The organism is Novipirellula sp. (genome assembly GCF_041583735.1).
Taxonomy (GTDB): Bacteria; Planctomycetota; Planctomycetia; order Pirellulales; family Pirellulaceae; genus Novipirellula.
Window position 1 is genome coordinate 1 of sequence record NZ_JBFHFD010000017.1, and the last position, 14121, is coordinate 14121.

General features: G+C 52.2%; 11 protein-coding genes. 3 read left to right on the forward strand and 8 right to left on the reverse strand.

The features are described from left to right. Nucleotides 1–324: 324 nt before the first annotated feature. From ABX962_RS02850 to ABX962_RS02865, 4 genes are all read right to left on the reverse strand, one after another. On the reverse strand, nucleotides 325–597 hold the full coding sequence (locus ABX962_RS02850) for a hypothetical protein (protein ID WP_372716424.1): 273 nt from the start codon (nucleotides 595–597) through the stop codon (nucleotides 325–327). Between the two features lie 376 nt (nucleotides 598–973). After that, the gene (locus ABX962_RS02855) at nucleotides 974–2275 is read right to left on the reverse strand and encodes a carbohydrate porin (RefSeq protein ID WP_372716425.1); all 1302 of its coding nucleotides are present in this window, start codon (nucleotides 2273–2275) and stop codon (nucleotides 974–976) included. Between the two features lie 659 nt (nucleotides 2276–2934). Beyond that, on the reverse strand, nucleotides 2935–5403 hold the full coding sequence (locus ABX962_RS02860; RefSeq protein ID WP_372716427.1) for a DUF6851 domain-containing protein: 2469 nt from the start codon (nucleotides 5401–5403) through the stop codon (nucleotides 2935–2937). A 286-nt stretch (nucleotides 5404–5689) separates the two neighbouring features. Then, nucleotides 5690–5920 (reverse strand): hypothetical protein, encoded by a 231-nt coding sequence (locus ABX962_RS02865; protein ID WP_372716429.1) that lies wholly within the window; start codon nucleotides 5918–5920, stop codon nucleotides 5690–5692. A gap of 293 nt (nucleotides 5921–6213) precedes the next feature. Between ABX962_RS02865 and ABX962_RS02870 the strand changes: the two genes are divergently transcribed. The 3 genes from ABX962_RS02870 to ABX962_RS02880 all read left to right on the forward strand — a co-directional run bounded on the left by ABX962_RS02870 (nucleotide 6214) and on the right by ABX962_RS02880 (nucleotide 8786). Further along, complete coding sequence (locus tag ABX962_RS02870; protein WP_372716431.1) at nucleotides 6214–7299, forward strand: hypothetical protein; 1086 nt, start codon at nucleotides 6214–6216, stop codon at nucleotides 7297–7299. Between the two features lie 1058 nt (nucleotides 7300–8357). Further along, nucleotides 8358–8549, forward strand: coding sequence for a hypothetical protein (locus ABX962_RS02875; RefSeq protein ID WP_372716433.1), 192 nt, complete (start codon nucleotides 8358–8360; stop codon nucleotides 8547–8549). Nucleotides 8550–8573: 24 nt separating this feature from the next. Continuing rightward, nucleotides 8574–8786 carry a hypothetical protein gene (locus ABX962_RS02880; RefSeq protein WP_372716434.1) on the forward strand — a complete coding sequence of 71 codons (213 nt, stop codon included), beginning with the start codon at nucleotides 8574–8576 and terminating at the stop codon, nucleotides 8784–8786. Between the two features lie 483 nt (nucleotides 8787–9269). On the opposite strand, the gene ABX962_RS02885 is transcribed toward ABX962_RS02880, so the two are convergent. The 4 genes from ABX962_RS02885 to ABX962_RS02900 form a co-directional block, all read right to left on the reverse strand. Further along, the gene (locus ABX962_RS02885) at nucleotides 9270–9530 is read right to left on the reverse strand and encodes a hypothetical protein (protein ID WP_372716436.1); all 261 of its coding nucleotides are present in this window, start codon (nucleotides 9528–9530) and stop codon (nucleotides 9270–9272) included. A gap of 1175 nt (nucleotides 9531–10705) precedes the next feature. Beyond that, nucleotides 10706–11674 carry a hypothetical protein gene (locus tag ABX962_RS02890; protein WP_372716438.1) on the reverse strand — a complete coding sequence of 323 codons (969 nt, stop codon included), beginning with the start codon at nucleotides 11672–11674 and terminating at the stop codon, nucleotides 10706–10708. Nucleotide 11675: 1 nt separating this feature from the next. Next, nucleotides 11676–12293, reverse strand: a complete 618-nt coding sequence (locus ABX962_RS02895; protein WP_372716440.1) for a tyrosine-type recombinase/integrase — start codon at nucleotides 12291–12293, stop codon at nucleotides 11676–11678. Between the two features lie 305 nt (nucleotides 12294–12598). Then, nucleotides 12599–13252, reverse strand: coding sequence for a hypothetical protein (locus ABX962_RS02900; RefSeq protein ID WP_372716441.1), 654 nt, complete (start codon nucleotides 13250–13252; stop codon nucleotides 12599–12601). Nucleotides 13253–14121 lie beyond the last annotated feature (869 nt).

Sequence of the window (14121 nt, forward strand, 5' to 3'; positions counted from 1 at the left end):
ACAACGTCGCGGCTCCGTCGACTCTAGATTCCGCCGCCTCCAACCAGCGCCGCCGAAGCAGCGGGCAGAAACATGGAGGCGGCAGGAAAATAGCAAAGCTGGACCGTGCTTCGATATCCGCTTTTCCCTGTCCAGTGAAATTTTTTTTTGGAGGGCAATTCGATTCGCCTACGACGCATCGGTCGCACGAGTGAGAATCACACTAGGACTCAAGTGGCACGCCCACCAGATTTTTCGTCCGGCGGGCAAAACGAATCGAGAACGACCGGCGAAGTCAGGCAACCAAGAATTGGATTGCCGATACCAACATTAGGTACTCAGGCGTCACTCGCGAAGCCGTCGTCGTTTCCAAGCCAAGTAGTTTGCAATGGCAGGGTGCGATTTGAGTGTCTCGATCGAGTGGTAGTGCCGTCCGATCACCTTTTCGTCGGGAATCAGGTTGTGGATCGAACGATGACACATCTTGCAAACCGAAATCGTTTGCTGCATCTGCTCTTTCGTAAATCGCCGTTTCCACCACGTTTTGCGATGGCAGTGTCGCGGGATCAGATGATGTTCGTTGTACGCATAGTCCACCTCGCATAGCTCGCACATCATCGACGCTCTCGTTAAACGCTCCGCAGCCAAACGAACTCCCTCCAAAGCTGGCCGACCTACGCCCATTCCAGTAAAGCTCTGGCGGAGCGGCCCTAACGTCACCGGAGAATTTCTCTCATTCGGAAAACCTATTGTAATGACAAAGTTATTTCCGACCGGTTCCCAAACCGCAACCGCGATGAAAAATTCATTCGATGAAGTCCCCTGGCTGACTCCCTCAATCAACCATTGTACTCACGTTGCTGAAGTACGGTCACGCAATCGCCCCCTGGAACAGGTCGAACAGACGCGAATGGCGAGGCAACCTGGGAAGGGTTCAAAGCGAAAGCGATCCGCACCGCTAAAGACCGTTCACTCCAGCCACGCTTTGATTGTTTCAGAACGAAGCCCCGATCCAGGCCCCCAGTACGGTGCTGTTCGGGATTTTGCCGGTGCCGCCTGGGTCAACGATGTATTGGATTGACGGCTGGATGTAAGTGGCAGGCGTCACCTGAAACCGATGTCCCAGCTCGTAGACGATTTCATGGTCGACTTCTTCGCCGATCGAATCTCCGTAGTCGTCGCTGAGTTCGCCGTAGGTGGCAAGCAACATCGTGTGGTCGTTTGCGCGACCGGGCAGCATGCCTTTGCCCTTGATACCGAGGCTGATTTGCAGCGGCGTCAAAGCGACTTGATCTTGCTCGGAATTGGCTGCGAAGCCAAAGAAGGTCAGATCCGGAAGGACTTCGACGTCGAATTGAGTGTAGACCCGCAGCACGTAGTCCGTCGTGCCCACGCCGTCGTAATTATCAAATTCAAAAAAGGAATTGATCGCTCCCACACCCACATGAGTCGGTCGTCCGCAAACCGTTGACCTCCAATCGTGTTGCAACAGGACTGAAACCCCGTCGTCACTGCGGATGCTGAAGTCGAGCCCATGCTTGGTGAAATCCCACATGCTGTCGCCGATTTGATAGATGCCGACTTGGAATTGATGTTTGTCGCTAGGAGTATATTTGACGCGGCCGCCCCAAACCGGATAGGGAAACGATGTGATTGTGTTTTCCAAAAGCGTGGCGCGAATGGGCCCATTGATCGCGGTGCTTAGTGAAAACCGATACAAACCATCGTTGGCGAAATCGGTGTCGGCGGACACGCGGCCAAATTTAACCGCCCAGTGGCCGCTAATCTTTTTCTCCAACCAAAGCTGATAAAGGTAAGCCACTTGGCCGCCGAAGATACACATCGGATCATAGATACCGCCGACCGATCTGCTGATGCTGTCGCCGTGTCGCTCGACCATCGAAACTTTCAGCGTCATCCCCTCGCAGCCAAGGATCGTTTCCAGATCAAGATCGGCTCCGGCATAAACTTGCCCGGCAAAGTCGCGGTCGGCAGCGATCCCGCCGCCTACATTCGCGGCCGCGATCGAATCGTAATAGAAAAACGGAGTGATGCCAGCATCCTGCAAGCAAGGACGAACCCCACAGCAATTTCCCAGAAGAGTTTCCTGGGCACAGACCGACTCTTCCCAGCGATCCACATCACCTAACGCGTTCAGGTCACATCGCGATTCTTCGTTGCAAAGCGTTTTCACGTCGCAGGTGATGCTCGGCTGATTCGCGCTTGCTGAAAAGTTTCCCGCTACCGCGATGATGCTGGCGACAGCGACCACGGCGTGATGGATGGCGAGCGACATGAGCGCAGGTTGAGTGAGAGGAGTGGTCGATTATGGTCGCTTGCAATCCGGGGATGATATCGTTCATCGGTTGATCCGTAACTGGCCGTCAGCACCGGCTAAAGTTTGCTGATTATGACGATTTTTACTTAAGTCGTCAGCGACCAGAAATCCAAGCAGCAAGTCTCAACTGGAGCGATATTCCGATCGGCGATGCCCCATCACATCGCCGCGGGGGACGCAATACCAATGTCATCAACTGTGGGTAGCGGCACGTCGCGAGCCGTCCGGTTGCGGCGAGTAAAACGTTTGAAAATCTACCGGGCGTCTCGCGCCACTCCGCTACGAAAACCATCCGTCCAGCGACAAAGTAAATGGCATTGGGCCATAGGCGACCGATACGATTTTATCGTGCCAAGTGACTACGAGATCAACAATTGGCGTCTCACCAATTTAGCGTTTGTAGACCTCCACGCGAAACACGGTTCAGAGTTTGACGGAGACGCTCAAACTTGTGAAATCTCAGGGGCTGTGGAGTGAGCTGAAGGACACCGATTTCAATACCGTCGTGATCCTACAAAGCTTGATGGCTGGTGCCCAAAGGCAAACACTGGAACATCAGCCTCTCACCAAAGAAACATCTCCGCGACCACCGTTGTCGCCTATCGACTACGCTCGCCTTACTCTGCTCCGCCGTGCAGTAACGCTTGCACACGATCCCAGACGACGCGACCGACACGATCACCAAGCTGACGCCCCTGAAGATCACCGTCGGCAAAATGGATGCCGCCATAGATTCGCGAAACACCAGCTTCATTGGCCGCTTGGCGGAATGTCTGCCACGACAAAGTCGTGGCTTCATCGGGCACCACTTCGGGTTCGAATCGTGAGCTTCCTGCCGGCAAAGAGATTGTGGCCCCGAATGTTTCGCTTCCGGTAAACAATTCCAAAATCGTCGCCCCCGCGGCGCTGAAGCTGCTATGGCCTGACGTGTATTCTGCAAATGGCGGCGAGGGATCGGATCCAGGCGATTGATAGGTTAGAAAATCGGTGGCCGGCTGACGCTGCGTTCCCTCTCCAGGGTTCCAGGCATCGATCACCCATACTTGTCGATCAACGTCAAAGTCACCAATCAGACCAAGATGGCCCAAACTGCGAATCGCCCTTACGGGGCGGGCGTAGTCGTAAAATCGTTTCGCTTCCCAAGTGGCAATTCCTGCATCCATCACCGCATTGCCTAACGCAAAAAACATTGCGACATCTTGATCAAGCGTGTGACGGTCTCGTGCAGAGACGAATTGGCCAAACGTCATCCACGTTCCGGGTGGAAAGGAAGTGTTGCCTCCGTCTTCCCAGAACTCGGCGATAAGTTTTTGCTGATCCGTCAGCTGAGAACTGATCTCGACCAAATCCTCAGCCTGCTGAATGAATTTAGGATTGATGACCGTTCCAATTAGGGCACGTGAAATTGCCAGCACTTGTCCGTCTTCAAGCGTGATCGTTTTGCTCGACATATCGACCGTTCCGTCCACCAACAGAAACGGTTCGGGCGGCGGGGGACGCAGTGAATCTAGATCCGCGACTGCGAATGGAGCAACGGCTCCCCAGTGCGGAGTGAGGTACTGCTGAGTACGTAAATGATCCGCTTGGACTGGCGATACGTCGATCGGGACAAATTCGGGCGTCCACCGATCTACGATGGATGAGATTCCAGCTTGGTTCGCCGCGACGTAGCCCGAAACATCGGAGTAGGGGACACCGACCGCCCCATCGACTGAATTCCCCAGCTGGTTCGAACCGTCTTCGTGTCTCACTGCGAGCAGCTCCGCTGCCATCCGACGCCCAATACCAACGGCGGTTGTTGCATTGTTAGGATCGGCACTGGGATCCAGCCCCAACTGATGCATCAACAGATCAAATCGTTCTCGCTGAGTTGGAAACAGGTCAACCAAGACCGAATGGGCTGCATAGCTGATGGCGACTCGTTTGTTTTCAAGCGTGTTTTCGTCGTCTGGCCTTTGCAGCTGATCTCTGATGGTTGTCGAAATTGCCCGTGGATCATAGGCGGACCAAGCATCGTAAATGACCGTGTGCAGTATTCCGTACGCTCGCGAAGCCACCGTAGGACCGGGTGACGTCTCGATGACCGCATTTTGGACGGCCCGATCCCACTGCACAGAAATCGTCGGAGCAACGGCCTCGACCGTGACCAACTGACTACTCGGATCGACATCGAACGTGAAATAGCGGTCCACTTCGATCGTAGGCAACGGATTTGTCAACTGATTGCCCGCAACATCCTGAAGACTTTCGATGAATTTGATTTTGTATAAGCCGTTGGCAATGGCCTCATTGAATTCAATCGCTAACCGATCCGATGCCAACTCACGCACCGCCTTTATCTCAATCACATGCTCCGAGTCAGCCCGCTGAACCCGAATGTTATCCGCACTCAGTGGAACGCCAGAACGGATTGGTTCGTCAAAGCCAATAACCAATCGTGTTCCCTGTTGTTGGTACACAGGGTCGGCCGCGTAAAAAATGGGTTGGGGAGAAGTTCGATCGAGGACGACTTCAAACGCGCAACGAAATTCGGATTCTCGATCGCGAAGTTCGATTGTCTGCACACCATCGGAAAGCGGCGCCCCCAATGCGGATTCGATCATGGACGAGGTCAGCAAGAAATCTTCACCATGGTCGACCATCCGAAACTGACTGATGGCTAGGTCGTTGATTAGCACTTGAAGCTCGTTGATCCCCCGAGTTCGCACATGCAATCCCAACTCCTGTGTCACCAGGTCGTATCGTTGCACGCCATCACCGCCCGAGTCGTGAATAAGTTTTGCTGCAATCGTAGGAGATTGTCGATCAAGGTGGTTAATGATCCGCAACGCATCGAGTGGCGTGACATGATTGTCACCGCTAACGTCAGCAAACATGCCGGTGGCGTTGATCGACACATCCGCCGCGGCGTGCCCGGTTTGCAAAATGCCGATCACGTCGCGGGCATCCTGCGCATCGACCGCAAGATCGATATTTACGTCCAACGGTTGGTAGGGTGATTGCAAGCCAACGGCAAGCAGCCTCCGCTCTTCTAGACTTTGATAGCGAGGTTGCCGATGTACGTATCGAGTTTGCTTGCGATTCATGATGGTTCGCATTCGAATATCTCATCACCATCCAAAACGCCGAGATCGTTGCGAGAAAAGCGGTGTTCGTGTTTGGAAGACGAGGCTTGATGTAGCAACAAGTTGAACGTTAAGCCAGAATCGTTCAAGTCACATGTTCACTACATTGATTGCACAGATCCTAACCGTTTGCATGTCCAGTCATCGTATCCTCGCGACCTCGGTGCCAACTAGGTGACACAACTTTGCAATTTTTGATCGTGGAGGCAAGAGCTGGTTTACTTACCCGAAGATACTGACAATAAACTCAAGTCGATTTCCGATCGATGGCATCGGCCATGCGAGCTCCGCTAGAGCGATAATCGATACCTCTCACGGCTAGTGGGCTAAGTCTCGCGTTTGGTCTGCCACAGCCAAGCGCCAGCTGTTTCATCGCGATCACCACCACCCGACACGTGCTGGCCAGCGTGGCGATCAGCTTTCCGCTGTCGGAGTCCCATAATTTGACCACGTTGTCGAGTCCACCGGAGGCAAGCATCCGGCCATCGGGGCGAATACGCCACCACCATTACAAAATCGTTGTGTCCTTGCGCTGTCCATTTGACTCGGCGTCCCTTGCGATCGACGCCACGCAGCTTGGAACCAACCGGCACGGCGACCGAAAATCCATCGGGGCTTAAAGCGAGCGAACGAAAACCGATACAATAGTTTGCCGCAGCAGACTTGGACGGTAGTTCTCTCCAGATCATTGCGTTGTCCTTTTTTGTGGACAGGTTGGGCCGATTCGTTGGCCGAGGATAGGATCGCTCTTACTGAGATTGAATTAACACCATGGCAAAAGTTCCGTATCACATTATCGTTAAAAGTCACGGCGTTCCGATCGACTCAAGTCTTCGTGTTTTACAACGACTGAACCAATTAATCGCCAATAGTAATAGGGGAACCACAGAGGATATTCGCTTTACCGATCCTGAGAAAATGGTTGATGCCACGACCGCGTTCACAGCTGCTTTCATTCAACCTATTCCCCTAGAAAATTTCGCGGATGAAAGCGAGGATCTCGTGGTGCTCGTGCGTTATAGCCATTGGCAGGCTGCCCCCGCTGACCTAGAGCGTCAGTTGTTAACCACCGTTGACGAGGTCTTGCGATGGGAGCAAAGCGACTTTTCGATAAACAATAGCATCATGTTTGAAGGGTCTATCGCACCATTTATTGGCGTCGAACGATCAAGAGACAATCGGAGTTGGAAGTGTTATACGGATACTTTTAACGAAGCCATTCGAAGGGGAAGCGTCTCCGTCGAATCGGAGAAAGAAGCGTTCGACCGACTTGTTCGAGCGTTAGGGGAACCCTTTGGGCAAAGAGACTGCTATTTCGAGATAGTTGACGGCTACTTGCTGTTTCACCCAGGGCCAAACCCGCGGGTGTACTGTGACGATGGAAATCTCGGATTTGGCGATGCAAGAATACAGCACCGCCTCGTTATGCACGCTGAAAACCGACAGACACCTCTGATTGTCGATGCGCTGAAAGCTTATATCAGGCAATTTCAACTGACAGGAAGGGTCGTTGTTCGCATGAGCATTGTTCGAGAACACTACGAAACTTGGCGGGAGACTTTCGAGCACCGAGAGGCTGCATACGAATATCAATTTCAAGGGTTCCTTACAAACTCAGCCATCGATTTTCTTGACGCAAAATCAACTTCCGCTCCCAGAGGCATTGTTCCGTATGCGAATTATTGGAGTAATGGAAATGGGGGTGGTGGGATTTCGTTGTCACTCGACTTTGACGACGATAGCGTCCGATTTTGGCTTTCTGGAACTGAAAAAGTCTCCGAGCAAGGGATGAACAATTTCCTCCGCGAAACTGACCTTGTGCAGTACACCGACGAATCATGCATGATTTTTCATTAGGCTCGTCGCTGGAAGTGCGTTTGGTCTCCTGATTGAGCGAACAATCCAAGACCCGGCAAAAGTCTCGCCAGCGGTGAGACAATAGCGTCAATGACGAAAACATATATCCGAGATCGCGACATCTCAACTCTTCTGTCGCATCAATTTTCTGTCGATATCAATGGCAGCAGAACGGATTCACCGGTTTGCGTCAGAGACACATGAAATCAGTGGCAAGATTATTCCGCGCGTCCATTCGATACTGCCGAACGAACTTCAGCGAAATTTTTTCCTTGCGAATGGAGAGAACACCGCGGATGTTTAGTGCTGCCAGCTCGATTCGCGTTCCTTCGCGTGATTCGCCGGCCAACCAACTGCGGGATCGCGGAGGACAAGGGCCTGTCAGTGGCCGACGCCAACGGGCATCTCACGAAGATCGCCCCACTGCCGATCACAAATGCGGCTGGTAGGAACTCAAACCATCGCGAAACCGGGCTGAGAATTTTTTCATCAGCTGGCCCATCCAGCGAGTTCAGAACCGAGGATCGGGACCCGCCCGCAGAACTGCCGTTCCTACAGGAAACAGCACGCCAACCGTCGACACAAAAGGCAACGGAATAGCGAGACATTCAGAAAAATTTTCTTGAGTCCACGTCGCCGCACGAAAAAAGCCATAAACCTTCAAGGTTCATGGCTTTTCGGCAAGTACACCCCAGAGGATTCGAACCTCTAACCTTCGGTTCCGTAGACGCTTGCTTTTCGGTCGACTGCATAGACTTGGAAATGCAGGAAACACCGCGATTCCCGCTTGACTCGATTGTTTTACACCACCAAAGCGATGTTGATTATACACCACATCTGTATCAACTTGTCAAGATTGGGGTGTAAACTACACCCCGCTAAATTTCGCGGGTGTATCGCCATATTTTAACCCGAATCATTCACCAAGATGTTGACGAATTGAGAAGCCATCGCGTGACCCCGAGCGTTTAACGGTTAACTACAGGAGCTACGAATACACCGCCAAAATTGGCTCCTACCATGCCTACGCGTGGCTTCACTCTCACCGACTGATCTTGGTGGTGATTGACAGACCGGATGCGGCGACGGGCCAACTGAACTTGCTACCTAGCTGGTTCTTCATGTCAACGAACTGGTCCGGAGAGTCACGCAGTGCCGATCGGCAGATTGCTCACTATCGCAAGCGTGGGACATTCGAAGATCGTCTGGGCGAGTTCAAAGAATCGATTGGCATTCACTTGTCCTCGTAAGGCTTCAAGGAGAACGAAGCGACGATGCCGTTTGCGTTTCTCGCTTACAACTTGAACTGCATCCGTCGTAGTGAATTGGAGGACAGCATGCGCGACCGCTGGGACTTGCTGGATTTCGTTTCGTTCGTGCTGAAAGTGGGTGGGGAGATGATCAAGCATTTGCGGAGACATGTTTTGTGGGGCGCAGCATTGGCCGAACCGCTGTGGACGCATCTGATCGACCGTCTATCGAGTTGAAGTCGAGCGGATCGTCGCCGCCGAAAGTTCGCGGTCTCACGCCACTGCCTGCCCACGCGCATCGGTGTGAGGCGCTTCGCTGTTTACCTAGCCCATCGCGATTAGCAACGAACTTGGTGAGGGGGCCGATGCACCTAAATCATGGCCGAACCAGTGAACAAGCAGCATTATCGCGATTTCAAAACATTCGCGAACCCATTTACTCACCAGATGGCCCTTGGTGAGTGATACGGGGGCTAAACTGAATTCGCAGAATGAACACCAGGGATTATCCCCAGATTGTTTTCGATGATTAACGACAAAAGGCTCGGCCTTAAAATGGTTTGTTCGACCTAGAGTGCGATAAGAGATCGGTTGTCGAATCGCATTCAATCGAGCCGCCATCTGAGGTTAGGTGCCCGATTGTTTCTTTGATAATCGAGATGGCTTCGGAGCCAAGGGAAGATTTGATCAATTCTTTTCTGCGGAACTAGCGTCAGCTGCTCAAGACTTCTCTTTGCGTTTCGTCGCGCTCTTTCTTGGCGGTTTTCCAACGCTATAGCGACCAAGCCTAGCCGCCGCCAGTGTCAATTCCATGCGGAAAGACTCTTCCGCATTAGCGGCTGCGTAAAGCATTATGCTCTTTAGATCGCATGGGTCAAAATCCCCTCGCGAAGCACTCTTACGAACCGTCGACAATTCAATGCCGAGCAGGTCCGCGATGTCTTCGTAAGTGTATTGCCAGGCGAGCATTGGACGAGCCATCTTGATTCCGATCAATCTATTTGGTGACGATACGTGCCTCTAAGTCTCCTAATCTTATCGCGGCATCTTATCGCGGCAAACTGCCACTATACAACCCGAGGTGGCAGCGTGCCTTATAAGCCTAAGAGGGGCCCCGTCTGTTACGCAATTCCCATCCTTGAATTGTCGTCTGTGCTGACCAAAGCCCCTCATCTTGTGTACTGGCGGTCTGCCGGTGAAATTCGGAACAAGGATGCCGAAATGCGACTAGTTTCAAATCAGTTCGGTATGTTATATCCAATTCAGCTGGTAGCGAGGCCATCGGCGCGCACCACTCCCATTTCCCCGTGATCTTAAAGACAAGACCGTTAGTCGCTGACACGACCGGGGGATTCAGTGGACCACTAGATTAGGCGTTGTCCTAGCACCGACGGATTTGAGCACGGATGCTCGATCACGGGGGCAGTTCGACAGGGATCGGTCGTTGACTGCACTTGTCGGCTGATGGAATTGGCCGGGCGTGAGTTGGCACCCCCAACGCTTAGGCGATTTCACTCGCCCTCTTTTGATTGAATCGGCTAGGCGTCTTTTCCCCAAGCCACGTTTTAAGACTCACAAATTACTCAATCAGTGGAACACTCTGCGTGTTCAATAACTACTCTTTTCAATTGACGCGTCCCGAATCGAACAGGTGGAGCCGCCAGTCGGCCCGCATCAAACTCACTAAAGCTATAGGCGACCTTTCAGGACGCCTTGGATCTTCGCTTAAGTTCAGCCATGAATTCCAACATGTTGTTTTCGCCAAGCATTCGATCCATCTGCTCCGAATCAAGTCACCATCGTTGCAAAGCCATGAAAAGCAAGGCGTCCGGTGTAAATCGTGGTAGCCTCCAGGATATGTCTGTCTGCAATCTCATTTCCCACGAGTAGTTGTGCTCCTATCCGCAATCGTCGCTGCTATCGGCAGATGAATCATGACGCGAACCTCAATCTGGCACGTGCCGTTATCATCGGCATTGGCGACTGCCAACACCCGTTGGACCGTCTTCGTCAATTCCATTCGGAGAGCGGCACCTGCAACCAAAAGCGTTTGATAAGGCGAGCGGCGGACCCCGCACACAATGGTTGTGTCGTCCAGAGGTCGGTGACGATCGGCCAGAAACACGTACCGCCCCTCGGGTTCATGCTGATATCCTCTATAGATAAGTCCAACCATCTACCGCATGCCAGACATCCTTAAGGCCACTTTTCACTTTCTCATAATCCGCTGGGTGCAATTCGTCGTCGTAGTCGTCCGCTTCTCGCATTGCTGATTCAATCGCAGCACGGCACCGAACCGCTATGCGTTTGGGGTCAACCTTCTGCTGTAACAGTGGTTTTGTCTTTGGCTTAGTTGGCGGCTTCGGTTTGGAATCGGCTTTGTGTTTAGGCTCAGAGCTCGGTTCCTGGTTTTTCGTGTCCACCTTGTCTGAAGGATCGGTGACATCGATCCACACCTCGCCGTGGCCATGATTCATCACAGACCCACCGAGCACTTCTACCTTGGCGGCGCGGATTTGCTTCGAGCTCGGGGGCTTGCCTTCGCTGATTTCCAGTGAGCGACTAGCAACTTCTGCCAAAGATTCTTGGGGGATACCTTTTAGCTCCCGAAACTGCCGCTCTTTGGTGAACGAGCCGCTGAGAAGCTTTTCGCCCATGGGCGAAAAATCACCGTGCTCGTCAGCTACCAATTTAAGCAGCCTCACTCCCATTACGTGCGATTCGATAAGCCGGTACGAATACGCCAAGGAGTAGCGGAATACTCCTTTGCAGCATTCTTCGAAGGTATCAAAATCGCTTTTCCAAAGCTTGTTGTCGTGCACCTCTTTAATAAGACTCCCGATCTCGCAAATGGCGACCTCAACTGTGGTGTCATAAATGGCCTTGATGCTTGTGAGGCCTGGGTTCTTGAATATGGTCATCTCGACGGGAACTCGCTCACGATCCCTTTCCGCGAAAACTTCGGCACCAGACGCGTCCTCCGCTAAAAACACCGACGTTTGATCTTGCGTTGGCGCGGCTCGGTCCCAGCTCTTTTCTGTGCAATCTTCGTTGATAAGCCCCGCCGTAAAACGGGTTCCTTGCGCGCATTCGCCATACGAAGCTGCGATTGATTGATTTGTCATTTCACTCGTTCTCTGGGTATAGATCTGGTACGTTCTCACGCCCAACAGCGTGAAGATAGATTTCCGTCGTGCTGATGCTGCTATGCCCGACTGCGTTCTTGACTTCGATTACGGATCGCCCCGCAGCCAATGCATGGGAACAGAACGTGTGTCTTCCCGTGTGGATGGACAACTCTTTCAACCTGCTCTCGCCTAGGACCTGGATTGCAGTTCGCCATCGGCACGCTGCGACCCGCTCCTTCAGCGGTTTTCCATATGTGTCGTATCTCTGCTGGCAAATGAAAGGATCACTTGGCTCTGCACCATCACGACGACGTTTGTTGAGCCAGTTGACGATATCCAATCTTGTCCCCGTGTCCCAATAAAGTGGAACGCGGCGAGGCTTGCGGTGCTTGATCTGTCCCTTGGTATTGTCCCTGCGGATGAGGATGTAGGGGAATTCGCTGTCGGTATTGAGGTCGGCCAAGATTAGCCCGCACATGCCCTTGACCCGAAGTCCGCAACCGGCGGACAGGCGGAACACAATACGATCAAGCAGTTGGTTTTTGCTTGTCCGTGTTTTCATCGAGTCCAATACCGCTTTGACCTCGTGTCGGTGAAGGATTTCGCTTTCAAACATTATTAACTCCAGGTTGATTGACAACCATACCGTGTCACCTTGCCGCACCACTACAGACTACAGCGGTACACTGCCGCAACAGACGTCGTACGGCAGATTATACGGAAGATTTTGGGACTTTCCTGACCGCGAAGAGGTATCCGACCCATTGTTGAATCTGATGCCGTTGCATTGCCGCTCACTACTCACGTACGTCTAACAGGCGTTGCTGCAAAGAATTTACCATAGCAACTACTTGCAATAAGCTTGGGGCTTAGGTAACCGCAGGCTATCGAGCACCAGCGTCGTTAGCTTTGCAAACTAACTTACACCGACTTCTTGTAAATTGTTCTATTCAAGGTATTGACGACTTTTGAGGTGGCAGCAAGTTGTTGCATCAAATTACGTGATTCTGGCCACGTTTTGATACAGTCGAGCCTTGCAATCGCAATTATCGCATCATCGATGCTATTGATATATTTGGCAATTAGAGTCTCGGCCGCAACGCGCTGCGTCTCTTTCAACCTGCATCTCTTCTCTGCTGTTTCATATCGCGATTCTAACGCTTGCGGTTCCAATTTGCGGACCAACTGTAGTTCGCGTATGTCCCTACGACTCCAAGAAAAGCGACGGGTTTTCGAACAGTCGGCACCGAGAACTTCTTTCCGAGCGGCGATAATCTGTTGGATACTTGGCATTACGCCTTCGCTGAGCTCCAGTGCCCGGACTAGGACGTCGCTGCGCGACTCATCGGGTAGGCGAGCCAGTTCGCGACGCTGCTTTAGAAGCTCTTTAACTTCTCTTAGTCTTACATCATATCCGCTCTCAAGCGTATTTAGTTCGCCTAGGCCACGTTTAATCATCGCGTTGTAACGCTGTATCGTCAGATCAGAGCCGGTGCCGGGCTTAATGCTTACCTGTTGTTCAATCACACTCTCTTTGGCAATTTCTTGATCGTTGTTGTGCATCGTAGAGTTCATATCAAATGTTCCGTGGAGTAACCTGGATGCCAAGGGCGGCAGGGTGCCACGTTACAGTCCGGCGATAGAATGAGCAATGGGGTAGCGACAATAAATTTCCGTTGTTGAGTAACTCAATTGCAATTCGTGAACCGCAAACACCTCCACGACGTCGCCAACGTTAATGCATATAGCGTCTATTTGCCTACTTCTCGCACCATCTCGTCGAGAGTGACTTTAGTTGTTGATACTCCGCCTGATCTTCTTGTTATCGCTATGACATTTGTTGGGTCAATCGATCGCATTGGGGCGCCGCCGGGGATGGCAAATTAACGGCCGGTCTATTCGCCAAGTGGCCAGATGCCGACGTAGCTGAACTAATACACTCAAACCGATAGCCTCAAGTCGCACGGTTCCAAATACTTGTCGAGCCGCGAAGAAGCTTGTCGGCGTTGAAGGAGTAGGAATAAAGTGCAACGATTGAGGGCATGGCGTTCGAGTGGATACAAACGAGTGACAAGACATTGGTGTGGTTGGGGCACTCTGCCGCCCACCGTCGTTGATGTCTCTCGCAACACATCATTGAAATTAGAAGGCATGGTGAATGCCGTTTAGGGAACAACCCGCAAACGCAATAGGCAAAGCGTGTGATCCTATCGACGAAACAACCATCAAACGCGACTGTGGTCGACTTTCAAATCGCCAACCGATCTGCAGACTAAACGGTTTTCCAATCACCTAATCCGCTCGATCAATTCAGTTCCATCCAGGCAATACACTTCATAAAACTTACATAACTACATAGAGAGAGACATGGTGCCGTAAGTTAGTTGCTCCATTGTCGATTGACACGGCAATTCAGGATGGAAACGTGATACAGAGCGCCAGCA